A 24,626-nucleotide genomic window follows, 5' to 3' on the forward strand; every position below is an offset into this window, starting at 1 on the left:
AGCTCCGGCGCGCCGACGGCCAGGAGGGGGGGTGGGCACCCGACTGGTAGATGCAGGTAATGAAGCCGTTCAGCCATCCCTCCTCTATTTGATGGCCAGGTATCCTTCGAAGCAGAGGCCCTTATGTATCAGGCCGACCACGCTGAATCCCGCCTCCCGGAGCGCCGCGATGTTCTCCGCGGATGTGGAGGGCTCCAGGACGGATCGCAGACTTCTCGTCTTGGCGAGAATCTCCGTCGGCTCGAATCCGTTGCCGAGCTTGTAGTCCGCATACAGCTGATCCACTAGATCCTGGAGTCTGCCATCCCGTTCCCGCACTTTCTCGAACAGGACGAAGGCGCCGCCGCGGGCCATCTTTTCGCACACTGCTTTGATGACGTGGTGGCGTTCCTCGGGACGCAGGAATTGCAGGGTGTAGTACGAGACCACGAAGTCGCTGGGTTCGAACTTGTACGACCTGACGTCGGCCTCGACGAACTGGACGACAGAGGGATTCCCGTACCGCCGCTCAGCCTCGGTCACCATCGACTGCTCGATGTCGATCCCGATGATGCGGCGCAGCTTGCTGGCGTGGCGCTGGGCCAGCTGAGCTGTGAGAACGCCTGTGGCACTGCCCAGCTCGTAGACGATACTGTCCGGACGGACGAAGAAGTCCGACAGCGAGAGGATCAGCTCATGACATTCCGAGTACATCGGTACGCTGCGCGTGATGTGTTCGTCGAAACTGCGATAGACCGTACCGCCGAAGCTCCATGACGCGAGGCTGGCAGATAATTCTCCGTCCACCTTCTCGAGGTCAAGGTCCTGAACCTCTCCGCCCGATATCCTTTGCTGGCTTTTTGCGTCCTGGACGACACTGCCATCGAAACTTCCCGGAATGCTCACCGCGGCTCCTATGATGGATGGGCAATGCATGCTTGGGGCGTCAAAGTATCGAAGCACATACCCTGATTGCTTGCAACAACATCCACCCTTGACTGACGTGACATACGACACATCGAGGCCATATTGACCACCCGAATCATGGATTTACACAATGGTGGACGACTGGCTTACTAATACCCGAATCGAGACAGAGGCTGAGCTCTTGAACTCATTCCGGAAAAACAGTACAGACGCCAGTGAAGCGCCGAGCGGATTCGATGAGCAATGGGCAAAGCAATATGCCGACCGCTATGCGAACCGTGAAAACAATGAAGAAGTCGTCAATTTTCTGCTGAAGTATGGGGGATCCGACGGGACCTACCTCGACCTGTGCTGCGGAGTCGGGCGGATCGCGGTGCCGCTGGCCTCCCGCGGCGTCGGCGTGACGGGAGTGGACAACGCCCCGGCCATGCTGGAGGTCATGACCGAGCGGGCGCGTTCCGCCTCGGTGTCAGTCGCCGCCATCCTCCAGGACTGCACCGAGGTGGCGCTGGACGAGACCTTCTCGCTCGCCTATGTCACCTTCAACTCTCTCTTCCAGGTGGGCGATTCAGCTGCCCAGGAGGCCATGCTGACCAGCGCCGCCCGGCTGCTGGAGCCCGGCGGCGGCCTGGTGGTCGAGGCGTTCGTCCCGCATCCGCCGGCCTCCTCGACGCTCCAGGGTCCCATCGCAACGCATGTCTCCGGCAGTCGGCTGGAGACGACGGCCAGGAACTGGGTCCTGGAGGAGCAGGTGCTGTGGGTGCAGCGGATGATCGTCGAAACGCCCGGAAACGTCCGGCTCAGGTCGCTCCGCTTCCACTACCAATCCCCGGCACAGCTCGACGCTCTGGCCGAGCGGGCCGGCTTCGAGCGGGTCGCGGAGTACACCGACTGGAGCGAGCGTCCCCTCACCGACGACAGCAACAACCGCATCGCCGTCTATCGGCTGCGTAGCGATTCCCCCGACTGACATCGTCCTCGCGCGTGTGCATGCCCCATGCCCACGCTGCCTCCTACCTGGAGCAAGTGTGCACCAGCCATCCGACGCGACGTCTGCCAGCCCCGAGGTCCAGCGAGAACAACAGCATCTGAACCGGCTCTACGGCGCCCTGGACACACAGCGTGCGGCCTTACGGAAGTCCCTCGCGGGCACATTGCGCAGACGCAGCGGCTCCGCGCAAGCGCGGCTGGAGACCGATGTGGAGGTGCGACGGCTCGCGCAGCAGGCCGCCCAGCATGACGCCGCCGAGGAGGGCCTGTGCCTCGGGCGGATCGACATGGAGGGCGGCTATCGCCTGTACATCGGACGCATCGGTCTGCGCGACGAGGAGCTCGACGCGCATCCCCCACTGGTCGATTGGCGGGCGCCGGCGGCCCGCGCCTTCTACACCGCCACAGCCGCGACCCCCCAGGGCGTGGCGTTCCGGCGGTATCTGCACACCCGGAGGCGGCGCGTGGTGCGCGTCGACGACGAGTTACTCAAAGACGCTGCCGCCGAGTTCGCCGGTTATGTCCAGCTGAACGGCGAAGCGGCCTTGTTGGCGGCGCTCCAGGCCGAACGCACGGGCCGGATGCACGACATCGTGGCAACCCTGCAGGCGGAACAGGACCGGATCATCCGCTCCCCGCACACCGGTGTGCTGGTGGTCCAGGGCGGACCGGGCACCGGCAAGACGGTCGTCGCCCTGCACCGCGCCGCCTATCTGCTCTACACCCACCCGCGGCTGGACCGTCGCGGCGTCCTTGTCCTGGGTCCGAATCCGGTCTTCCTCAGCTACGTCCGCCAGGTACTGCCTGGCCTCGGCGAGACCAACGTGCTACTGACCACTGTGGGAGAGCTCTTCCCCGGTACAACGGCCACGCGGGCCGAGACCGACGCCGCTGCCAAGGTCAAGGGCCGGCTGGTGATGGCTGACGTGGTTGCTGCGGCCGTCCGTGCACACGAGGCCGCGGTGCGCAAGCCGATCAGAACCGTGATCGGCGGAGAACTGATCGAACTGGGGCTGGACTTCCTCGCCGAGGCGGTCGAACGGGCACGTGACACCCGGCTTCCGCACAACCTGGCCCGGCCGGTATTCTGCCAGGCGGTGATCGACGAGATCGCCCGTCAGCTCTCCTATACGATCACCGATATCGAAGCGCAGTTTGACAAGGAACTGGCTGAGCACATCGACCACGCCCAGCTCGATCGGGATGTGGCCGCCGACATCATCAGCGTCTTCGGCGAGGGACGCCGATCACCGGTACGGCCGAACAAAAACTACGCGACATCGCCGCATCGAAAGACCACTGGCTTATGGCACTCCCCGAGGACCCGCACGTGCAGCAGCATCTCGACGCGCTGTGGCCCGAGTTGACCCCCGAACAGCTGCTGACCGAGCTGTATACAGACACCAACTTCCTGGCCGAGGTGGCGCCACAGCTGACCGACTGCGAGCGGGCAGCCCTGCTCCGGGCGGCCGGGGGCGAGTGGACGGCGTCCGACGTCCCGTTGTTGGACGAGGCGGCAGAGCTGCTGGGGCAGGACAACCGAATCGACGAGGAGAGGAAGGCTCGGCGCCGGGCCAAGGACATCGAGTACGCGCAGGGCGTGCTGGATATCTCAAGCGGCTCACGGGCCGGTGAGGACGACAATCCCGGTGCGGCCGAGCGGCTGGGGGTGAACGAGCTGATCGATGCCGAGTACCTCGCCGAGCTACAGCGGACGGAAGATCTGCGCACCCTCGCCGAGCAGGCGGCGGCCGACCGCACCTGGAGCTTCGGCCATGTGATCGTCGACGAGGCGCAGGAACTGTCACCGATGGTCTGGCGGCTGCTCGTCCGTCGCTGCCCGACCCGCTCCTTCACGATCATCGGAGACATCGCCCAGACCGGCTCGGTCTCCGGGGCGACGACCTGGCAGCGTGCGCTCGAACCGTTCTTCGGCACGCGCTGGCGGATGGAGCAGCTACTGAGGTTGAACTCGGGATGTCGTGCTGCTGGTCAGGCGGGTCGGATGGTCAGGCCGGTCTCGGTGAGGCAGCCGTCTATGAGGTGGCTGCGGTACTGGATGTGCCGTAGGCCGCTCCGGACTGTGCAGATGAGGTGCTCTGGTGTGGAAAAGGCGACGTTGGAGAGCCAGCCGCGCCGCAGGAGGGACCAGATGCCTTCGACGGGGTTGAGGTCGGGTGCGTAGGGTGGCAGGTAGTGGATGGTCAGCCAGTCCCGGGATTCGGCGAACTCCCGGAGACCTGCGGCTTTGTGGACGTTGAGGTTGTCCCAGACGAGGACGATCGGGCCGCCGAGTTGTTGGTGGGCGGCGACCAGCAGGTCCCGGTAGTCACGCCAGGAGAAGCTTTTGCGCCCGTCGCGCCGGCTGTCGTCCCGTCGCGGTCGGTAGATCAGCCGGGATCGGCGGCCGGGTTTGTAGCAGGTCAGCGCGGCTATGGATATGCGTCTGCGGGAACGGCCGCGGACCCGGACCACCGGGGTGCGGCCTCGTGGTGACCATGTCTTGGCGTGCGGCGGCGTCATGGAGAATCCGGCTTCGTCCTCGAAGACCAGCCAGGCCCCACGGGCCGCCGCTAACCTTCCGCGCGGGGCCACACCTCCTTGACCCACCCCGCGACCGCGTCATCGTCCCGCTCCATGGCACGACGGGCCGGGACCTGGCAGGACCAGCCGTTACGCACCAACAACTTCCGCACACCCTGGATCGTGTACGTCAGATGGAAGCGCCGGCCGATCACCGTCTTCACCCGGTTCAGCGTCCAGCGCTGGTCCCCCCAGCCATGCGCGGCCGGCCCCTTGGCCAGCTCCGCCTCCAGCTGAGCGAACTGCTGATCGCTCAGCCTCGGCAGTGACGCCGGCCCCTGCGACCGCAGGGATCGCGGGCCGCCCTCGGCCCACGCGTGACGCCATCGCTGGACCGAGCGGACACTGACCCGCAGATCTCTGGCGATCGCGGTACTGCCCTCGCCCCGGGCGAACCGCTCGGCCGCCTGGAACCGTAACTCTTCGCGGAACTGCTGCCGTTCGACGGTCAGCCCGCCCCCTTGTGGATACCGCATGACTCCGGTGATACCGCAACTACCAGGCAGCCGTCACCCCCCACGACACCACGCGTTCAACCTCAGTAACCATCAACTACCGTACGCCTGCGGAGATCATGTCCGCGTCCAAAGACGTCCTAACCGCCATCGACCCGGAACTCGAACCAGCCCGCGCTGTCCCGGACGGGAGGCGAGCCTCCGTCTCTCATCCGCGTGCCCAACCGCGAACTCGCCAGCCGGCTGGGTTCCGAAACGGCCCGTGCGGCGCAGACACTGGGGAGTGGGCAGGTCGCGGTGATCGGGCCGGAGCCGCAGCTGACCGCCCTTGCCGAAGCCATCCGTGTTCACGTCCCGGCCGTCTCATGGGGACCGAAGGTCGATCTCGAACAGAAGGTCGTGGTCCTGGGCGCGACGCAGTCCAAGGGCCTGGAATTCGACTCCGTCCTGGTCGTGGATCCAGGCTCCCTGGTCACGGCATCCCCCCGCGGCCTCAACGACCTCTACGTGGCGTTGACCCGCTCCAGTCAGCGCCTCACCGTCCTGTGTCTTGAAGAGGTCCCCGAACTGCTCGCGGGATTGAGCGCCTAACAGGCGGCGCCGAAGCGCAGGAGATCCTTCCACCCGAACTCGCCAGCCAAGGCCACCGGGACTCGGCAGACACCCACCCAGCTTTCAGACCGAGACGCCCAGTTCCGCTACCTCGACATGCAAGTACGCGCCCACCCTAACGCCAGCAGTCGGCTTGTGGCACTGCTCGATCACGCCCCGCCAGCGCACCTCAACAAGACCGTATGACGAGGTCCGCAAAGCTCACCGTTCTGAAGCCTTGACTATGATCTCCCCTACGTCGGTTCGACGATATAGGACGCTTCGCCCAACTCGTTGACGCTCAACGAGACAAGCGTCGCGTAGGACCTTAAGGTGGTTGCCCACCGACCCAAGTGCCTGCCCGCCCAAAGCAACAAGATCTGACGTGCTCCTCGGCGTATCGAGAAGGATCAGAATGCGAGCTCGCGCAAATCCAATCAACTTTCCGAGAGGCTCGGGTACTGGCACGCCTTCTCCGTCGACCAAAACGACCGGACCTTCTCTATTCATGACTCTTCAAGGAGTCGAACTGGGGCTTCGTTCAGCGAAGTTCGCTCTGTACGACAAGGAAGTTGGACAAGCGTCTTCTTGGAGGGTCTCCTGATCGTGGTCACCCAGCAGGGCCAGTAGCGGTGGCGGTGTGGGTTCCCGCCGGCCATATCGAGGACCAGCCGGCCTGGCGACTGTAGGTAAGGGCGTTGTGGACATCGCCGGCCGGTTGCAGCCGTTCGGGCTTGTCGATGCCCACTCGTATCCGGCCCATCGTGCTCCTGTCATGCTTGTTCGTGCGGTCTGTGTTATGGACGGCCTCGCAGGTATTGTTCTACGCGACAACTTGTTCGCAGTCCTCATCGGCGGTGCCGGACGGCACAACGGTGCAATTCATGAGATAGCAGCCGCCAGACTGATCGGTTGAGCGGGCCGACCGGGTCCCTTCGCCACGGCATACCAGGCCATGCGAGCGCAAGCCCGGGAGACGACTCACGCTGAGAGGTCGCCGGAAAAGACCGAGGTACCGTCGGGCCGTCGGGCCACACGGACCTCGCCGGTCATGGCGACCAGCGTCCGCCGCTGCTGGGTGTAGGGCCGACGGCCGTGCGAGACCAACAGGTTGTTGACCACCATCAGGTCACCACATCGCCACGGAAAAGCGTACGTGCAAGCATCGAAGGCTGCGCGGACCTGGTCCATTTCCGCGTCGGGGATCACGGAGCCATCGCCGTAGGCGACGGCCCGCGGCATCTCCTCCTCCAGGAAGAGCTCGGTAAGCGCCTCGCGGGTTGCCGTAGGAAGGTTGGAGGCGTGGAAAAGGTGAGCCTGATTGAACCAGCATTCCTCACCGGTCCCGGGGTGGGTCACCAGGGCCGGGCCCAACTGCCGTGTGCGTAGGCCGTAATCCGTCCAGGTGGTTTCGATGCCACGTGCGGAGCAGTACTTCTCCACCTCCGCCGGGTCTTCGGTCTGGAACGCCTCCTGCCACGTAAGACCCAGTCCCTCGCGGTACGACCGTAAATAAGCTACGCCCAGCCGCCGGTAACGGTCCAGCAGCACTGCTGGCAGGCGTCGGGTGACCGCGCGGATATCGGCGATGGGCGTCTCTCCGCCGGTGGCCGCAGGTTGCAGGCAGGCGAAGAACAGTCGGTGCGGAAAAGCACTCGCGTACGCGTTCTCGTTGTGCTGGACGATTGTCTCACTCGCCGGGTATTCCGTGGATGTGTATACATCGCGAGCCACTTGGTTACGCGGTGTGGAGCGCTCCGTGTAGGCCAGGAGCGTCCCGCCGAACCCCCGGGCCACCAAGGACAGAGACTCCGCGCGGTACACGGCGTCTCGCACCAGCACCGCGCCGACGGTGTCGAGCAGGCAGGTCAGCGCAGTTCGGTGCGCAACCACCCAGTCCTGGATGTGCCCCTCCGGCAGTCGCCGATCGGCAGCTCCTGCCTCGTAGACGGCTAGCCTGGTACCGGCCGAGCCCTCGATGCGGCCAGTGTACGGCCCAAGCCTGGACAACATCTGCGGTGGCAACGACTCGTGCGGCATGCCGGTCTCCTCCCTACGTGGTGTCAACACTGGCCTGCACCCTGCACGGAGGGCGTCGTGTCGGCACTGCGGGCAGCCATCGCCCGCACCGTGCCGCAGCGGAACACGTCCGTCGGTGTCAGAGCAAGGCCGCTACGACGGGCCCGGGCGGCCAGTTGGATACCGAGCAGCGAATTACCGCCCAGTGTGAAGAAGTTGTCGGCCGGATCCACTCGGTCGACGCCGAGCAGTTCGGCGCACAGCCGAGCAAGCAGCTCTTCGGCGTCCGTGGCCGCCCCGCCTGTACCGGGCTCGGAGAGCGGGGCCCTCAGCACCTGCGTGGCCGGGAAAGCGGCAGTCAGCGCAGCCCGATCGACCTTTCCCTGCGGGGTCAACGGCATCCGATCCACGAGCACCACCGCGGACGGCAACATATAGGCGGGAAGTTGCTCGGCGGCCTGGTGCCTCAGCCGTCTAGCCAGCCCGTCCGCTTCGCCCTGTGGAACGACGTGGGCGACCAGGCACAACCCGCCGGGGCCGGGCTCCGCAGTGACACAAACCTGGCCGACCCCATCCATAGCCGCCAGCACCGCCTCCAGCTCGCCGGGTTCGACTCGGTGGGAGCGTATCTTCACCTGCTGGTCGACCCGCCCCACGTAGGCCAAGTCGCCGTCCGGGAGCCGACGTACGAGATCCCCGGTGCGGTACATCCGCGCATTCGAGGAGGCGAAAGGGTCGGCGATGAACCGCTCGGCGGTCAGCTCAGGCTGGTTGAGGTAGCCGAGCGCCACTTGATCCCCCGCGACGAACAGTTCGCCGACTGCGCCATCAGCCACCGGCCGGAACTGTTCATCCAGCACATGGGCTTGCACGCCAGGGGCGGGTCGGCCGATCGGGACAGGCCCTTGGGGCACACTGTCGCCGGGTTCCAGCCGGTAGGTGACGCAGCCGACCGTCGCCTCGGTGGGCCCGTACTCGTTCGTTATCACTACGCCCGGCACACGCCGCCGCCACTCCTCCAACTGCTCGCCCAAAAGCTGCTCGCCCCCTACGACCAGGTCCGTGGTGGGGAGCAGGGGCTCCGGAACGGCATCGAGCAGTGCGAGGTGGCTGGGGGTCACTTTCAGGAAGCCGACTCGGATGCCAGACGCAATGCCGTTCAGCGGTTCACAGGACATATCGTCATCCCTAGCCACCAGATCCCGCACGACGACCGCGCCACCGACCGACAACGGGCCGAACAGGGCAGTCACCGTGAGGTCGAAGGCAACAGCAGAGTGCAGCAGGGCCCCCTCAGCCAGCCCCGGATAGGCGTCACGGCACCATGCCAAGTAACTGGCGAGCCCCTGATGGGTGACCATCACCCCTTTCGGCCGGCCGGTGGACCCAGAAGTGTGGATGACATAGGCGGTATCTAGTGGTCGGACGGCCCGGCCGCGCTCATCGTCGGTGAGCGTGCCGCCGGGAAGTGCTACGAGGGCCTGCTCGGTGCCGGGTTCCTCCAGGCGGAGCTGGGGAGCGGAGAGCTGAGGAACGGAGGGGTACGCCGTGATCAGGAGGACAGGCCGGGCGTCCTCCAGTACTGCGGAGACGTGGGCAGGGGGGTAATCGGGGTCCAACGGCAAGTACGCGGCTCCCGCTTTGAGTACAGAGGAGAGGGCGACCACCAAGTCCGCGGAGCGGGGCAGCGCGACCGCCACAAGGCTGCCAGACCCCACCCCCAGCGTACGCAGATACCGCGCCAACCGATTAGCTCTGGTATCCAATTCGGCGTACGTAAGCACCCGGTCGCCGTCGCGCACGGCAACGGCTGCAGGGATCCGAGCAGCCTGGGCCTCTAATAGTTCGTGGGCGAAGAGGACGTCGTTCATGGGGGTATGCCTCTCAACTCTGACCTACGGCCTACGAGAGCAGGCACCTACCCACGAATTACTGGCGGCGGGACAGCCATACACCGACCTCTCGATGTATGAGGCATCGGTCACAAACATTCGCAGGAGCGCGGGCAGGCATGTGGAGCAATGAAGCTATCCAACTCTCCAACACAAACCCCGGCTACCGCCAGCATGATGATCACCTATGGCTTGATCTCGACGATGTAAGCCCCATGTTGCGAGGAAAGTCCGACCAGACACGCCCCGAACTTGTGCGATATGCACCCCTCTTGGGGGCACATACCAGCCAGACCTAACTGGCACCGGCCAAGGAATGCCGAAAAACTCACAAAAAGGAGCATATGCATCAAGTCACTAAAATTCACCTCCTGTGGATGCGGCCTTGTCTCGCGCACAACAATGGTGTTGCATGGTCCACGAAAGCATGTCTGCTGGAATCACCCAGAAAGGTGCTTTTCCTTGAGTGCTGTGATCAATTGGATCTATCAAGCGGACGATCGGGAACACGATTCAGCGTTGCAGTTCGAGGAAAGCCTGTCGAAACGTTATCTCCCACTGGCACAGAAAGCGGGTTTCGATTTCCGCATCCTCCAGGCGGGAGAAATCATTACTTCCTGCCTCGGTGGGCCGGTGCTGCGATACCGGGGAGAGGATCTGCTCTCGACCCGGCAGTGTTACATAGCCGAAGACCTCAGCAGACGACCCCAGGGGCTTCAGCACATGCGGGCGATCTACCGAACGATTTATTCAAGTGACTCCGTCCTGCTCAACCGATCGATCAGCGGTCCGGACTATCTCGAACGAGACAAGCTCGCCCTTCTGCAGCACGCCGCCGGCCTCGGCGTCCCCACGCTCAAAACCATCTCGGTACCCGCAGAGAAATACGCGCGACGTGTGATCCCCGAGGTGAGGTGCTACCTCGGAAACGGTCCCTACATCGTCAAGCCGAGGGAACTCGGTATGGGCGTCGGAGTCCTCAAGATCGAGACCGATCAGCAGCTCGAAACCGCCATCGACATCGTCTCGACCACCGGCACTGGCTATATCGTTCAACCGTTCCTTCCGCACAGCGCGGACATGCGCGTGTTCGTCGTCGATGGCCGGGTAGTCACCTCGCTGAGCCGCAAGCCCCGGCCGGGCGGATATCTCGCCAGTATCAGCCAGGGCGGATCGCTGGAAGTGAACGACGATCACCTCCAGGTCGAGGAATGGTGCAACACCGTAGCCGAGAGCCTCAATGCCGAATTCCTTTGCATCGATTGGCTGATGACAGATTCCGGGCCGATCCTGAACGAGTGGAGTACAGCCAGCGCCGGCTTCACAGTCCTGCCGGAGCCGCAACTCACTCTACTTGCCGATGCCTTTTTCGGCTGGATCAAGCGAAAATTCGAAGAAGGGAACTGACGGCGTGGCCGAGGAGACCTGGTTCGGCACCGCGGAGCTGCCGGAGAAGTCGCGACTGGCGGTTCCGGAACTCACCGAGCACCTGGATCTTACGCTGGACGACCTGGACTACCCGGTCAACAGCACCTCCATGAACCCGGTGGTTCTGCCGCAGGAGCGCTACACGGAACTCTTCGACGCCACCCGGCAGTTGCTCCGGCTGCTTCGTCGCGCGCTTTTCGGAATCGCCCCGGACTTCCACGGAAGGCTTCGCGCGCTCGGTGCGGCGGAGGAGAACTACCCGCTGTGGGTTCAGGGACCTCTCGAAGAGACGTACGCGACGTGCATGACGCGCCCGGACATCGCCATCGGCCCGACGGGTCCCAAATTCCTCGAGTTCAACATCGGTTCCGGTATCGGCGGTGTCGTCGAGACCTCCGTGCAGTCCGCGGCCTGGAAGGCCGCATACGGTGGCGCCCACGCGGCACCCTTCCGGGCCACGCCTGACCCGCTCTCCGTACGGGACCAGATCTTCGTGCGCGCTGTGCGTGATCTGGGCACCCCTCCCGCCGTGGCCATCGTCGGGGCACTGCGGGAGTTCAACGCCGTACGCACCACGCGGTACTTCGACATCCAGGTCCAGTCGCTGCGCAACCAGGGCCTGCAGGCGGAGTACTTCGAGCCCGAACAACTGCTCCAGGGGCTCGGCCTGGGCGGAGGCAACTCGACGCCCCGCTACCGGCTCGGCCTGCGGCACTTCACCATCTTCGACTGGACGCGGCTCGGGATCGATCTCGCACCGATGCGTTCCGCCCTGGACGCGGAGTGCTTCCTGATCGCCTCTCAGAGCGCCTACCTCGTTGCCAACAAGAAGGTGCTCGGCTGGGTCTCCGAAGGACTGCCGTGGATGACCGCCGAGGACCACGCACTGGTCGAACGGTATCTGCCCTGGACCAGGACCGTCTCCGACCGGCCGGTGCGCTGGCGCGGTACCACCCGGCCGCTGCCCGAACTACTGCTGTCGGAGCGGGAGAACTTCGTCCTCAAGCCGGCCATCGGACTGGGCAGCCACGGTGTCGTCCTCGGCCGCCACGTCGACGACGCCGCCTGGCGCGCGACCCTGGACACCGCGCTGAGCACCGGCCAGTACATCGCGCAGGAATACGTCGAGCCCGTGCCGTACCGCGTGGAACTGCGCGAGGAGGGCAGCGAGGACACCTACGAGACGGACGTCCACCCGGTGCTGAGCCCGTTCCTCTTCGACGGGCAGCCCGGCGGCTGCCTGGTGCGCTACCTGCCGCCCGGCCGTGTGGGTGTCACCACCATCCAGGGCAACGGCGCGTTGCCGTCGGTCGCCCTGCCCGTCTGATGCGCCAGGTCGCTCCCCGACAGGAACGCGATATGACCACGCCTTTGTCCGACCGCGCCGCCCGGTGGCTGCGCACACCCCGGCCGAAGCCGTCGGCGTCCGTCCGCCTGATATGCCTGGCGCACGCCGGGGGAGCGGCCAGTTCCTACCAGGACTGGTCGCCCCACCTCCCCGACAACATCGAGCTGTCCGTCGTCCAGTACCCGGGCCGCCACGACCGCATCGCGGAGCCCTGCGTAAACTCGATGGACGAGATGGCCGACGAGATCGCGGCCGTCGTACGGCCCCAGCGCTGGCAGGACATCGTGCTGTTCGGCCACAGCATGGGCGCCGCCGTCGCCTACGAGGTGGCCCTGCGCCACGCGGAGCACGGACACCCTCCGCGGCATCTGATCGTCTCCGGACGCTCGGCTCCGCACCGTCATCCGGGCGGCGACCTGCACACCCAGGACGACGACGCGCTCGTGGCCGAACTGCGCAGCATGTCCGCCACCGACCAGGCCGTGTTCGACGAACCCGAACTCCTGGCCCTGCTCGTCCCGATGATCCGGGCCGACTACCGGCTCATCGAGCGCTACCGGCGCGAGGCACCGCCCCGGATCGACACTCCAATCACGGTCTTCCGCGGTCGTACGGACGACCGGTTCCCACCTCAAGAGGCCGATTTCTGGCGGGAACTGACGAGTCGTCGCTTTGACCACCGGGTGTTCGAAGGCGGCCACTTCTACCTCCGCGACCGTGCCCATCGGGTGGTGCCTGCGGTCGTTCAGGCCATCGGCACGACCACGACAGCGTGCCGGACAACGGACGGCGGCGCCCGAGGAGCCGGCACATGAGCGATACCACCGCAGCCACTGCTGTCTTCGACGCTCTCGTCGGCCACGACATGGGTCCCTACTTCGCCACTCCGTGCGGCGTGCTGGCACCACTGCTGGCCCAGTTGCAGGAGCGCGCCGACTACCACGTGGTGGCGCGCGAGGACAACGCCGTCGGAATGGCAGCCGGCGTGGCCCTCACCGGAGGCACCGCCACCGTGCTGATGCAGAACTCCGGGTTCGGGCAGTCCGTCAACGCCCTCGCCTCCCTGGTGGTCCCCTACCGCATCCCCATGCTTCTGATCATCAGCATGCGCGGAACCCCGCCGGACCCGACGCCCGAAAACCTCGCGATGGGGCGGCTGACCGAGCCGATCCTGGACGGCCTGGGGATCGAGCACCACTACCTCTCCGCCGGGAGGGCCAACGATCAGATCCGGGACGCCCGGCGCACGGTCGTGGAGAAGCGGCACAGCCATGCCTTGCTGGTACGACCCGACGAATTCGACTGGGAGGCGTGACCGTCGTGCCGTTCGACAAGTCCACGGCGATCGCCGAGATCCTGGCCACCGCGCCCGGGATCCCCACTGTGTTCACCACCGGCTTCGCCTCCCGGGTGGCCGCGTCCTTGGACGACCGGCCGAACCACTTCTACATGACCGGCTCCATGGGCCTGGCCCTGGCTTTGGGGACCGGTGTCGCCATGGCCTCGCAGCAGCCGACGATCGTCGTCGACGGGGACGGCAGCCTGCTGATGAACCCGGCCACGCTGCTCGCCGTGGGAACGGCACCGGACCTGCCCCTGGTGCACATCGTTCTGGACGACGGCCTGTACGCCTCGACCGGTGGTCAGCCCACCCCAGGAAGGCACGCCCATCTGGCTGGGTTGGCCACGGCGAGCGGTTACCAATCCGTATGCGAGGCGAATAACCCGTCCGCTCTGCGGGCTCGGCTCACGACCGCGCTCGACGTTCCCTCGGCCGTCTTCATTCACTGCCCCGTCCAGCCGGACGCCACCCCGCCCCGGAGGCGTGTCACGCCAGATCTCCCGGGCGTCGCCATGCGCTTCTCGCAGTACGTCAGGGGCGCCGCAGCGTAGCCGGCTTGCAGGCCACCCTGGCAGTGCACTATGAACTCCGACGCTCCTGTCGGTTCTTCACCGCCGATTCGACGCCTGGACCATGGGAAACCACATCCAGTCTGCCTCCCCCGCCCTTGACGTCCTGCGGGCCATCCGTACGACACAGCTGCTCGCCTTCGCCGCCGCGCCCATCGGCGCGCTGTGGGTCTTCGGGCGGCATGCCTCCCTGTTCGTCTTCGCCCTCCCGCGACTGCTTCTCTACCCCAAGCTCGCCTGGATGTCCCCTGCTCATCGAGCATCACCGGAGCGGCGCGGGGCTCGGCCGTTGGCCCGGACGGACTTTGCGGCACGTGGTCCTCCCCGTCTCACCTCGCTGTTGTACCAGTGTGCTCGCCGTTTCGAGGCCGCTGATCCCGGCAGCAGTCTTCACAGCGTCATTCCCGCCCCGGCCGAGCCTGCGTGCTGGGTCAGCGGGCCGGGGCATCGGGGTGCTGATCGAGCCAGGCCAGGCCGGCGGGGTCGAGGTGGCGGCGGGCGCGGGTGACAGCGACGTAGGCCAGGCGGGCCTCGTCAGGGTCGATGGGGCCGGGCACGGGGCGCCCCTCGGCGTCGAGTTCGTCGGTGTCGGCAGGCGGGGTGAAGTCGGCAGCGATGCGCACCTGGGACCATTCGCGGCCTTTGGCCTTGTGGGCGGTGGAGACGGTGATCTGGGCGTGGGTTTCGGGGACCAGCCGGTCGACCGCCTGGAGGATGGCGTCGGGGCCATGGCCGTCGACAAGGCCTACGAAGGGCTGGAGGTCGGCGCCGGCGGGGTCGAGTTCGGCGTAGTCGCGCAGTTCGTTCCAGGTGGTGAACAGCACCAGTTCGGGGTGGTGGGTGCGCCGCCCCTGGATGAGGTCGCGGGCGGCGTGGGCCAGGGCGCGCAGCGCGTCTCCCCCGCCGGCCAGTGCGGTGGGGGTGCCGGCCTGCTGGAGGGCGAGGATTTCGGTGACGGCGCCGATGTTGGTGCGGCACAGAACCGCGCCGGTCCGGTCAGTGGACGGCCCGATGGTGGTGGGGAGGTCGGTGCTTCCGGTCAGGCGGATGGGGGCGTCAGCGAGGGTAAGCCAGCGGTTGGCTTCGGCGGCGAGCTGCGGGCCGAAGCGGAAGGAGCGGGTGAGGGTGAGGTGGTTGCCGGTGAAGCCGGTCATGACGTCGCGGGCGCCGCGCCAGCCGTAGATGGCCTGGGCGGAGTCGCCGACCATGACGATCTGGGTGCGCTCTCTTTGGGCCAGGACGATCTGTTCGAGGACGGGGTTGGTGTCCTGCGCTTCGTCCAGCAGCAGGAAGTCGGCCTCGAGGACGGGCTCGGTCAGGGCCCACATCTTGAGGTAGTGGTCGTGCTCGAAGCGGACCGTGAACCGCCCCGGGGTCCTGCAGATCCTGCCAGGCTTTCGCGGCGTACGGCAGGAGCAGGTCGGCGAGTTCGGCGTGGGCGGCCTCGGTTTCGATGCCGCGCAGGTGCGGGACGTGGTGGTGGGTGAGTTCGGTGTCGGCGGACTGGCAGTAGCGGGTCACGGTGCGCAGCACGGTGTTGGACAAGGTGGCGGGCAATAGGTCGCGGCCCTGGATGCGTGCGGGGGTGTTCAGGCCGAGGTCCGCTCCGGTCTTCCAGCCGGGCCGGCGGGGGCTGTTGAGGCGGTCGCGGTAGCGGTGGCCGAGGGCGGCGTAGGCCAGGGAGTGGGCCGTTTTGCACTGGACGGTTGAGGGGAAGCGGGTGGCGGCGTCCTGGGCGATGGCGCGGTTGAAGGCGAGGTAGCGGCCGCGGCGGGTGGGGTTTTGCTCGGCGAGGAAGGCGAGCGTGGAGGTCTTTCCGGTGCCGGCGCCGGCCTGGATGACCAGGTGGTGGCCGCTTGTGAACGCCTCGAGTGCGGTGGCCTGTTCTGCGGTGGGGGTGAAGTTCATGGGTGGGGTCTCCGGAGGCCGTGGCAGACCGCGGGTGCGGGTATGCGGGACGGACCTGCATCGGCCGATGCAGGTGCCGGAGTGAAGGGTGGCAGCCGGTGCACCGGTCTTCGGGGCGTGTCGCACGTGACACCTTCGAGAGGGTGACGGAAAGGGAACGCCAGGGCTGCGCTCGCACGGATGGGCGGGTGCGGGTCCCGATCGGGTGAGGATTCTCAGCGGGCCCGGGGTTCGCCGTGCGGGGGTTCGTGGCCGGTGCACAGGGGGGCGAGGATCTCGCCCAGCGGGAGGCCGAAGGCGTGGGCGAGGGCGTGCCAGGTGGCCAGGGTGCCGATGGTGCGGCCCTGCTCAATCTCGATGAGGGTGCGCCTGGACAGGCTGCTGCGGGCGGCGAGTTCGTCGTAGCTCCAGCCGCGCTCGGCGCGCAGCCGGGACAGGTCCTGGCGCAGCGCCGTCGGGTCCGGGTCCGGCGGCGGGAAGATCGTCACCTGCCCATCCGATGGCGCAGACCCCCGCCCTGACAGTGCAGACATCTGCCCTATTTGCGAGTGCCGGGCAGGGCAGAGCTCTGCACTACGGTGTCCGCTCGTCACCCCCTCCCCCGGCGGCGCCCCGATCCCGCCCTCACGACATGGCCGAAGGGATTCCATGGCCCTGCCCGCACGCGCCTGGAGCGTGACCATCAGCGCGCACGACGGACGCCCGACCGTCACCTGCAGCGTGTGCCACTCCTTCGCCGCCCGGCCGGGCATCCCGGTGCCACGTCAGGCGCGCCACCACCTCGCCGGCCATCTCCTCGGCACTCCACTGCCCGCACACCTGCGGACCTGTCAGTGCCGTGAGCACGGGTGCGTCTGGCACCGGCCGCCCACTGCCTGCTCCGGACCACTGGCGCTGCTGCTGATCTGCAGCGACAACGGGCGCACCTGGCGCCTGGCCGACGCCTGCCGGGGATGCTCCCGCTCGATCCCCCACGCCGCCACCGTCCCCGAACCCCCTCGTGCCGCCCCGCTCACCTCCTCACCCCCGCCTGCAGAACTCACCGCCGACCACGGCGAGTGGGTGGAGGCCCTGTGAGACAGACCGCACCCGGCCGCCACCCGCATCCGCGGTCGCGTCACCGGTCCGCCCGCCTCACGTGGGGTGCGTCCTGCCCACCGGGCACAAGGCGGTGCCCGGCCGGAACCGGTGCGAGCCCGGCGTACGCACGGCGGCCGCGGACGGTCCCGTGGCAGTGCGCGGGCCGCTCACCGGGAGCAGCCGCCTCCCGGTACCGGGAGGCGGCCCGGGACGGTTGGTGCCACGCCGCGCCCGCACCGTGGCTGCGCCGGATCGGATGGGCAGCCTGCGCGTGTTGCCCACCCGATCCGGTGGGTGCGCGCCCGGCCCCGCTTCCCGTACCGGGACGGGCCGTTGGAGCACCCGACAGCAGGCGGGCGAGACGAAGGAACCGCGGTGGCAAGGGACTTCTTCTGTGAGCGGCTTGTGCTCACATCGGACGGCGAGGTGCGGGAGATCGATCTGGCCCACCCGGTGGTGTGCGTCGTCGGGCCGATCGACACCGGCAAGACCACACTGGCCGACTGCATCAAGTACGCGCTCGGGCTGCGCGTCGCCTGGCGGGAGGTGCCCGGGGAGCGCCTGCAGACGGTGACGCTGTTCGTGCGGATCGAGGGGATGCGCATCGGGCTGCGACGCTCCCTGGTCCGGGACGTGTCCAACGTCGAACTCCTGGACAGCAACGGAGGCGGCGTCGAGGAGATCCTCGACGTGGAGCCGAAGCCGGACAGCGATCGGCGGGTGGTGGGCGAGGTGCTGCTGGACCTGCTCGGCCTGGGCGAGATGTTCGCACCTCCCTCCGCCGTGGCCCTGCTGGGCTCCGGGGCACGGCTGACCTTCGAGCAGCTGTACGCGATGTGCTACCTCACCCAGGACGTGGTGGACGGCACCGAGTCGGTGAGGGGCAAAGCGAATACCACCCAGTCCTACCGGACCGTGGTCGAGCTGCTGCTCGGGCTGACCGACGGACCGATGCGGGTCCTGACCGCCCGCAGGGACGAACTGTCGCGCACCCTGAGTGAGCTAAGGCGGCAGGCGGAGACCATCAACGCGTTCCTTTCCGGCAGCGCCGCCGACCTCGAGACGGAACTGGCCCGCTCGCACGACGAGGAGCACGCGGCACTGCAGCGTCTGGAGGAGTTCAAGGGCCGGATGCGGGCCGCCACCGCCCATGCCGACCCGCTGCGCCGCCGGGTCCAGGAAGCGGAGCAGGTCCTCGAGCGGTACCGGCGTGCGGTCACCGACGGCGAGCACACGCTGGGGCGCCTGCAACAGAAGGTCAAGGAACTGATCCACCAGCGCGACAACGGTCCTGGGCGGTGTTCGCCCTGCCCGGTGTGCTGCGCCGATCTCACTCTGCGGCCGGTCCCCGAGGGGGACTGCCCGTTGTGCCTGAGCGAGCTCGATCCTTCCGTGCTGGCGCATGCCCTGCATGCGGCGCAGGACGCGCTGGCGGCGGCGGAGCGTCAGCTGACCGAACAGGTCAAGGCCCACAGCGAGGCGCAGACCGCATGGGAGCAGGCCCGCATCGAGCTGGATGCCCGTACCCGGGAGGAGATCAGCCCGCTGGCCGCGCAGATCGAGCTGCTGGCCGCGGCGCACGCGACGGCCCGTACCCGGACCACGATGCTGGAGCGGGAGCTGGAGCCGCATCGCCGGCTGGCCGAGCTGCACCGCTCCGTCCAGGCCGCCGAGGACGAGCTGAAGGGCGTGCGGGAGGAGATCCGCACCCGCAAGAACCTGCTGGCCGGGCGGCAGACCACGCTCGGCGAGTTCGAGGAGCACTTCACCGAACTCGCCGGCTCCGTCGGCCTGCCCGGCGATCCGGGCGCCCGGCTCAACCACAGCTCGCTGCTGCCGCAGGTCCGCGCCGGAAACCTCACCAAGGTCGGACACGGGGTCCGCTGCGCCATCAACGTCGTGTACCGGATGGCGTTCCTCAGCTACGCGCTGGTGACCGGGGCGACGGACCTGCCGTCCTTCCTCGTCATCGACTCACCCCGCAAGAACGTCGGGTACGGGGACGACGACCAGGAGCTCGTCGGCCGGCTCTACACCCACTTCCTCGATCACATCGCCGGGGTGCGCAGCGGCGGTGCGCTGCGCGCCCGGCCCCACCAGATCATCATCGTGGACAACGACCTGCCCCAACTGCCCAAGCGGCTGCTCGATCAGATGCACACCATCGAGCTGACCCGGGACAACCCGCTCGTCCCCTGAAGACGGCGGGCCAGGCTGGCCTGCTCGCGAGCCGCGGAGCCGAACGGCGAAGGCAGAAAATGGGTCGAAGCACCCTGAACAGTTCACCTGCTCCAGGTAGGCTCCGTGCAGAGCCAGTCGCCGCGGGCAGCTGGAAGTGAAGCCAGGCGGTCCGGGGTAGACCGGGAGCCCGGCTCGGCGCATGTCCGGACCGGGCACCCGGCCCAGCGACTGGTCATGGTGGAACAGAAGTCCCGGAACCTGATCTTCGGCGGCACCGCTTCGCGCGCCTGGCCGGCATCTGGTGCCAGTACGGGCTGAGGCCTACCGGTTGCCGCGCGAGAGTGTCCGTTCCCCTGCCGCCCTGGTGGCGGCGGATTGATCAAAGGTCGTGGGGTCATGGGCCCAGATCGCCGCGGTGACCTTGCGCATGACTGCGGTGGGTTCGGTTGGTGCAGGGGCGTTGGGTGCGACGGCCTCAGGAACGATGATCGCCGTCTGAGTGGCGCGTTGCGGGCGCTGGCCCATCAGCGGGCGGAGCGCGTCGACCAGTTCGATGGTGGTGTAGTGGTCGGCGGGCAGGACGACCGCGTCAAGATCGGGGGGCATGGGGTCACTCGCGCGCTGGCAGCGGATCACCGGCTGGTTGTGCTGCTGGCGGGTGGCGCCTTGCGGGGGTACGACGATTTCTGCGTCGAGCATCTGCACGGCCAACTGGCAGGCAAAGGCTTCGGCTTGTTTCAGGTCCTTCAGTACGGCTACGACGCGGCGCAGGTTGTTGAGCTCGATGAGGTGGGCCGCCCCGATGGCTTGAGCGCGCCAGCGCATGGGTGAGTTGCTCCAGCGGGGACCGGGCAGGGGCGGTGGCTGTGGGACGTGGATCTGCATCCACTGGTAGGGGCTGAGCACCTCGTCGGCTTCGAGTTCGGGCCGTTCCGCGGTGTGCTGGTGGATGCCGAAGATCGGCTGGTTGGGCATGTTGACGGCCCAGGCGTCCCACATCTGGTCGGCGTGGACGGGGAGTTGGTAGGGGATGCAGGGGGTGGCTGTCAGGTAGAGGCGGCTGTGGGCGAGGATGCCGTCGTCGTAGTGGATCGTGGCGTGTGGGTGGTGCGGGTCGATGATGCCTTCGGCGGTGCGGTGGGCTTCCTCGACGATCAGGTGGTCCCAGGGGGGCAGGTCGTGGTCGCGGTGGCTTTCGGCGATGAGTCCTGCATCACGGTAACGGGCCAGGACGAGGGATCCCGGGGGCTGTTGGGTCATCCAGTCGGCCAGGTCACCCGCGCTGGCCAGGGTGGTGCCTGCATTGCCGTTGCGGGTGGGCCGCATGTTGAGGGCGGCCAGCGGCCCCGGGCGCACCAGGCGCCAGGTCTTGACCACATGGTGGAGGTAGGTCGGGTCGGGGCCGAGAACCAGGCAGACGGGGCTCGCGGTCTTGCTGGCCAGGGTCGCCGCGATCATGGTTTTGCCTGCTCCGGCCGGCAGGCTGAGGAGCTGGCGCCGGCCGCCGTGGAGCAGCACCTCGGAGAGTGCCGAAGGTGCCGACTGGCGGTCGGCGATCCAGAACGCCGGGTGGTGCCTGCTAGGTTGGGCGAGATCGGGTGGCGGCGTGGGCTTGGCGGTGTCGGCCGGTAGCGTGGCGGTCGTGGGGGTTGCCGGCAGCGCGGCCGGGGCGTTGTCGCAGGCGAGTCCGGGGAGCCATTCCATGGCCAGGGCTTCGACGGAGTCGATCTCTTCGTGGTTGAGGAGTCCTTCGCCGACCATGATGCGCAGGTCGGCGATCCACCGGCCCAGCGGGAAGCGGGTGCCGCCGTGGTCGTCGGCGTAGTCGGCCGGGACGCGCAGGTGCTGGTGGCGGCGGAAGAAGCGCCGCGCGGCCCGTAGGCCCTGGGCGTGGGTGCGGGCCTGGTGGCCGTGGGGGCGGCGCAGGGCGAGGGCCAGCGGGTCGTGCCGCAGGGCAAGCGCCGCGAGTTGGCTCTGCTGGCCTTTGGTGAGGGTGGGGAAGGCGTCGAACTGTTCGTCCAGCCAGCGGGTGAGGTCGTCCGCGTGGGTGGGCAGCGGGCCCGCCGGGATGGTCAGGCGCCCGGCTCGGGCGCGGGTGCACATGCGCTGCCATTCGCGGGGCCAGGAGGGGTTCCAGTACGGGTCGATGTCTTTGAGCGCGCGTTCGTAGGGCGGAGGCAGTGTGCCGTCGGCGGCGGCCTGGCGCTGCTCGGCGAGCCACTGCCCCAGCGGGCGGCCCCGGAATTTATGTGCGGGCTCGGCGAGCAGGTGCCCGTGTTCGCTCGCGTAGGCCTGGGCGAGGTGGAGGTAGTGCTCGGTGCTGCCCTTGGGGTGGCTCCAGGTCATCTTGCAGGTCGCGAGGGCTGCGGTGCGGGCCGGGGTGAGGTTGCCGGCCAGTTTGAGGGCGCGCTGGTAGCCGAGCCAGCAGCCGAGGTGGAACCCGGCTGCGTCGATGTAGTTACTGGGGACGTTCAAATGGCCCTGGTCGTCGAAGTACTGCTGGGCGGCGGCCATGCCGGTGTCCCAGACGTCGGGCTCGGGCTCCATGATCCGCAGCATGAGGTGGGGGGCGATCTCCCGCGCGCGGGCGGGACGGATGGCGATGTCGTTGTGGCTGAGCCGGCTGGCCGGGCCGCTGACGGGCAGGCGGACGAACACGTGCTCGTCGTACGCCCGCAGAGCGATCATCACCTGGTGCAGGAGGTGGTAGGGGGTGCCGAAGGTGGCCTCCTCGGGACGCTGCCCAGGGCCGAACACCACAGGAATGATCAAGGTGGCGATCTTGTCGGTGCCGGGGGCGATGCGCAGCGCACGGCCGATGGCCTGCACGATGTCGATAGTGGAGCGTTTGGGGTCGGTGAAGAGCACGGAGTCGGCCAGCGGGAAGTCGACGCCTTCCACGCACAGCCGGACGTTGCACAGCACGTTCAGGTCACCCAGGGTGCCGCGGGCCGGCGGGAGGCCGGGGCTGGCGAACCGGTCGGTGCGTTCTTTGCGCAGCGCCCGCGAGTGGCCGGAGTGGATGGCGGCCGTCCACAGGCCGTCGGCGTGGCGGCCGGGGAGGATGGCAGCGGTTTCGGGGAGGGTCTCGGCGAACGCGTCGCACTGCACGATGCTGCGGCTGAAGACGACGGTGCGGCGGATGCCGTGCCGGGCCCGTGCCTCGAACAGGGCCAGCTGTCCGGCCGCGACGCGCATGGCGTCGCCCTGGGGGGTACGCAGGCAGCGGCGGCCGTTCAAGGCCAGTGCCGCGCGCAGCTGCGGGTCGTGGATCTCCGGGGCGGCGATGCGGTAGTCGGCCAGGCGGCCTTCGTGGATGGCCTGGGCGAGGGAGTAGCGGTAGGCCACTTTGCCGTACAGGGTGACGTCGTCCATGGAGGCGACCGGCTCGGCGGTGATGCCTTTGTTGACGTCCCAGATGCGCGGGGTGGCGGTGAGGTAGAGCCGGTGGCGCGCCGGGATGGCGTCGTTGTCGTGGACGATGCCCCAGCGTTTGTTGCGGGCGCCGGCGGTGCGGTGCGCTTCGTCGACGACGATGAGGTCCCAGCGCGGCAGCAGATGCTCCTGGTGGGCCGGGGGGAGTTTGTGCAGCGACTGGTAGGTGACGAACACGCTCGTCGGGCCGTCGGCGGCGCGCAGCCGGGCAGTCAGGTCAGCGGGGTCGCGGGTCAGGGTGAGGACCCCGGCGAGCGCGGCCTCGGATGTCTCCTTGTCCGAGCACAGTCCCAGGTAGGTTCCCTTGCGGCCGGCGTCGTACCAGACGCGGGCGGTCTGGTGGAGCAGGTCGAGGGTGGGCACCACGACCAGACTGCGGCTGTTCGGGGCGATTTCGTGGGCGATGTGGACGGCCAGGTGGGTCTTCCCGGTGCCGCACGGCATGACGACGAGTTGGCGTTCGGCGCCCATGGCGAAGGCGTTGAGGACGCAGTCGGCGGCGTCCCGCTGCGGCGTCCACAGCTGGCTGGGCAGGCGGGTAACGGCATCGTGCAGCACGGGCGGCTCCCCCTGGGGCCGGCGCGGTGAGGATCCCCGGCAGGATGCCGCGCGGCAGGCGTGGCGCGGGCTCGTCTGCGTCCGTTTGTCATCCGTGCGGGTGAAGTTGATGGGCAGGGCACGGATGGCGTGGTAAGGAGGGGCGGCGACCGTGGGCCGACAGACCACGGGCGCGGTGCGGCGAGCGGCGGATCGGCCGATGCCGGGGCGCAAGGAGGGTGGGGAACGGTGTACGGCGGGAGACTGGCGGCGCGGCGTGTGCTGCTGCTGGCGGGCGAGTCCAACGCGTCGTATCTGTCCCGGGTGGCCGCCGTGCAGGGGGTGTCGGTGGACTTTCTGCTCGGCGAGCTGGGTGCGGGCCCGCCCGGGCAGCAGGCACTGGCGCCGCATCTGGCTGAGGTGTTCCTCAGCCGTGCCGCCGTCGACCGGCTGGCGGTGATGGTGCAGATGAACTGGCCGCGGCTGCGCCGGGCGCTGCCGCATCTGCGGGAGCCGCATCTGCTGCCGGGACAGCAGGCCCGGTGGGACTGGCCCTGGCAGCCGCTGCCGCACTATCTGGTGCCCGCCTGTCCTCTGTGCGCGGCCCGGCGCGGCGCATCCGAGACGGCAGTGTGGCTGGTGAGGCCGGATGTGTGGACGATCTGCCGGCGACACGACCGGTTCAGCCACGTCCGGCAGGTAGGCACACAAGCGGTCGATGTGCGGCGGCTGCCGGAGACGGTGCGCGCCCACCGCGTGCGGCTGCGCCTGGAGCGGCAGTGGGGGTCGGCAGGGGCGTTCTTGTCCGCAGATGCCTTCGCGATCGTCGGATGGTGGTGGCGTCGTTGCCTGTTCGGGCCGGTGTGGCAGGACCGGGCGCGGCGGGCGCACCTGCAGCTGACGGATCCCGGCACGGCATGGCTGCTGCTGTATCCCGAAGCGGTGCAGATGGCCCGGCTACTGCTGCGCCATGAGCGACGGCGTGCCGTGACGCCGGCCTCACAGTGGGGTCGGGCCGAGGCCGAACTGGCGGCAGCCGGGTCCGAGTTGGCCGCGGCGGCGGGGGTGTCTGCGGGGCGATGGCAGGTACCGGTGGCGGAATGGCTGGCGCTGCACCATCGCTGCGACGCGCCCGCCCGCATGGAGGGCTTCGTGCCCGGCCGCGACGGGCCGGCGCCGTGCGTGAGCGCCGTGGTGCATCACAGCAGTAACGAGCAGGGCGCGCTGGAGGACCGGTGCTGTCTGCCGTGGGAGTGGAGCGACCCGTCGGCGCCCGTCTGACCGTGCGTTCGCGCGAGCACCCCACCCTGCACATTCCGCAAGTGGAACATGCGCTCGACTTATCGCCGGTTCGGGTGGCCG

At 68.0% G+C, this 24,626-nt stretch carries 17 protein-coding genes and 2 pseudogenes; 11 read left to right on the top strand and 8 right to left on the bottom strand.

Annotated features, from left to right (window positions below; genetic code table 11):
• Positions 1-84 precede the first annotated feature (84 nt).
• Positions 85-885 carry a methyltransferase domain-containing protein gene (locus tag DDJ31_RS00060; RefSeq protein WP_164785081.1) on the bottom strand — a complete coding sequence of 267 codons (801 nt, stop codon included), beginning with the start codon at positions 883-885 and terminating at the stop codon, positions 85-87.
• Positions 886-1,036: 151 nt separating this feature from the next.
• Between DDJ31_RS00060 and DDJ31_RS00065 the strand changes: the two genes are divergently transcribed.
• On the top strand, positions 1,037-1,876 hold the full coding sequence (locus DDJ31_RS00065) for a class I SAM-dependent methyltransferase (RefSeq protein WP_127182366.1): 840 nt from the start codon (positions 1,037-1,039) through the stop codon (positions 1,874-1,876).
• A gap of 58 nt (positions 1,877-1,934) precedes the next feature.
• On the top strand, positions 1,935-3,263 hold the full coding sequence (locus DDJ31_RS00070) for a DNA/RNA helicase domain-containing protein (protein WP_127182365.1): 1,329 nt from the start codon (positions 1,935-1,937) through the stop codon (positions 3,261-3,263).
• Positions 3,264-3,888: 625 nt separating this feature from the next.
• On the opposite strand, the gene DDJ31_RS39980 is transcribed toward DDJ31_RS00070, so the two are convergent.
• A protein-coding gene (locus DDJ31_RS39980) for an IS630 family transposase (protein WP_431029095.1) occupies positions 3,889-4,955 on the bottom strand; the annotation gives its coding sequence in 2 pieces (ribosomal slippage) (positions 3,889-4,506 and positions 4,509-4,955; 1,065 coding nt in all).
• Positions 4,956-5,150: 195 nt separating this feature from the next.
• On the opposite strand from DDJ31_RS39980, the gene DDJ31_RS00085 reads away from it, so the two are divergent.
• On the top strand, positions 5,151-5,525 hold the full coding sequence (locus DDJ31_RS00085; RefSeq protein ID WP_164785079.1) for an ATP-binding domain-containing protein: 375 nt from the start codon (positions 5,151-5,153) through the stop codon (positions 5,523-5,525).
• Between the two features lie 222 nt (positions 5,526-5,747).
• Here the strand turns inward: DDJ31_RS00085 and DDJ31_RS00090 are convergent.
• The 3 genes and pseudogenes from DDJ31_RS00090 to DDJ31_RS00100 form a co-directional block, all read right to left on the bottom strand.
• Positions 5,748-5,990: pseudogene (locus DDJ31_RS00090) on the bottom strand (ArsR/SmtB family transcription factor); the annotation flags it as partial.
• 516 nt (positions 5,991-6,506) lie between these two features.
• Positions 6,507-7,565, bottom strand: a complete 1,059-nt coding sequence (locus tag DDJ31_RS00095) for a TauD/TfdA family dioxygenase (protein ID WP_240678347.1) — start codon at positions 7,563-7,565, stop codon at positions 6,507-6,509.
• A 23-nt stretch (positions 7,566-7,588) separates the two neighbouring features.
• The gene (locus DDJ31_RS00100; protein ID WP_127182359.1) at positions 7,589-9,415 is read right to left on the bottom strand and encodes a non-ribosomal peptide synthetase; all 1,827 of its coding nucleotides are present in this window, start codon (positions 9,413-9,415) and stop codon (positions 7,589-7,591) included.
• 492 nt (positions 9,416-9,907) lie between these two features.
• Here DDJ31_RS00100 and DDJ31_RS00105 point away from each other — a divergent pair, with 492 nt between their 5' ends.
• The 5 genes from DDJ31_RS00105 to DDJ31_RS00125 are packed head-to-tail and all read left to right on the top strand — an operon-like array spanning position 9,908 to position 14,105.
• On the top strand, positions 9,908-10,843 hold the full coding sequence (locus DDJ31_RS00105; protein WP_240678486.1) for an ATP-grasp domain-containing protein: 936 nt from the start codon (positions 9,908-9,910) through the stop codon (positions 10,841-10,843).
• A 4-nt stretch (positions 10,844-10,847) separates the two neighbouring features.
• Positions 10,848-12,191 carry a hypothetical protein gene (locus tag DDJ31_RS00110; protein WP_127182357.1) on the top strand — a complete coding sequence of 448 codons (1,344 nt, stop codon included), beginning with the start codon at positions 10,848-10,850 and terminating at the stop codon, positions 12,189-12,191.
• A gap of 32 nt (positions 12,192-12,223) precedes the next feature.
• Positions 12,224-13,027 (top strand): thioesterase II family protein, encoded by an 804-nt coding sequence (locus DDJ31_RS00115; protein WP_127182356.1) that lies wholly within the window; start codon positions 12,224-12,226, stop codon positions 13,025-13,027.
• Positions 13,024-13,527 carry a thiamine pyrophosphate-binding protein gene (locus tag DDJ31_RS00120; RefSeq protein ID WP_127182355.1) on the top strand — a complete coding sequence of 168 codons (504 nt, stop codon included), beginning with the start codon at positions 13,024-13,026 and terminating at the stop codon, positions 13,525-13,527. Before DDJ31_RS00115 ends, DDJ31_RS00120 begins: the two co-directional genes overlap by 4 nt.
• Complete coding sequence (locus DDJ31_RS00125; RefSeq protein WP_127182354.1) at positions 13,524-14,105, top strand: thiamine pyrophosphate-dependent enzyme; 582 nt, start codon at positions 13,524-13,526, stop codon at positions 14,103-14,105. Before DDJ31_RS00120 ends, DDJ31_RS00125 begins: the two co-directional genes overlap by 4 nt.
• Positions 14,106-14,554: 449 nt before the next feature.
• Here DDJ31_RS00125 and DDJ31_RS00130 read toward each other — a convergent pair.
• Both DDJ31_RS00130 and DDJ31_RS00135 read right to left on the bottom strand, forming a co-directional pair.
• Positions 14,555-16,031: pseudogene (locus DDJ31_RS00130) on the bottom strand (UvrD-helicase domain-containing protein).
• A 215-nt stretch (positions 16,032-16,246) separates the two neighbouring features.
• The gene (locus DDJ31_RS00135; RefSeq protein WP_127182353.1) at positions 16,247-16,519 is read right to left on the bottom strand and encodes a helix-turn-helix transcriptional regulator; all 273 of its coding nucleotides are present in this window, start codon (positions 16,517-16,519) and stop codon (positions 16,247-16,249) included.
• A 160-nt stretch (positions 16,520-16,679) separates the two neighbouring features.
• Between DDJ31_RS00135 and DDJ31_RS00140 the strand changes: the two genes are divergently transcribed.
• The gene (locus tag DDJ31_RS00140; RefSeq protein ID WP_127182352.1) at positions 16,680-17,108 is read left to right on the top strand and encodes a hypothetical protein; all 429 of its coding nucleotides are present in this window, start codon (positions 16,680-16,682) and stop codon (positions 17,106-17,108) included.
• A gap of 378 nt (positions 17,109-17,486) precedes the next feature.
• Complete coding sequence (locus DDJ31_RS00145) at positions 17,487-19,310, top strand: AAA family ATPase (protein ID WP_127182351.1); 1,824 nt, start codon at positions 17,487-17,489, stop codon at positions 19,308-19,310.
• A gap of 303 nt (positions 19,311-19,613) precedes the next feature.
• On the opposite strand, the gene DDJ31_RS00150 is transcribed toward DDJ31_RS00145, so the two are convergent.
• The gene (locus tag DDJ31_RS00150; RefSeq protein WP_127182350.1) at positions 19,614-23,285 is read right to left on the bottom strand and encodes a Helicase associated domain protein; all 3,672 of its coding nucleotides are present in this window, start codon (positions 23,283-23,285) and stop codon (positions 19,614-19,616) included.
• 258 nt (positions 23,286-23,543) lie between these two features.
• Here DDJ31_RS00150 and DDJ31_RS00155 point away from each other — a divergent pair, with 258 nt between their 5' ends.
• Entirely contained in the window at positions 23,544-24,545 is a 1,002-nt protein-coding gene (locus DDJ31_RS00155) for a TniQ family protein (protein WP_164785077.1), read from the top strand.
• The last annotated feature ends 81 nt before the right edge of the window (positions 24,546-24,626 follow it).

Source organism: Streptomyces griseoviridis, from assembly GCF_005222485.1.
GTDB classification, from domain to species: Bacteria; Actinomycetota; Actinomycetes; order Streptomycetales; family Streptomycetaceae; genus Streptomyces; species Streptomyces hintoniae.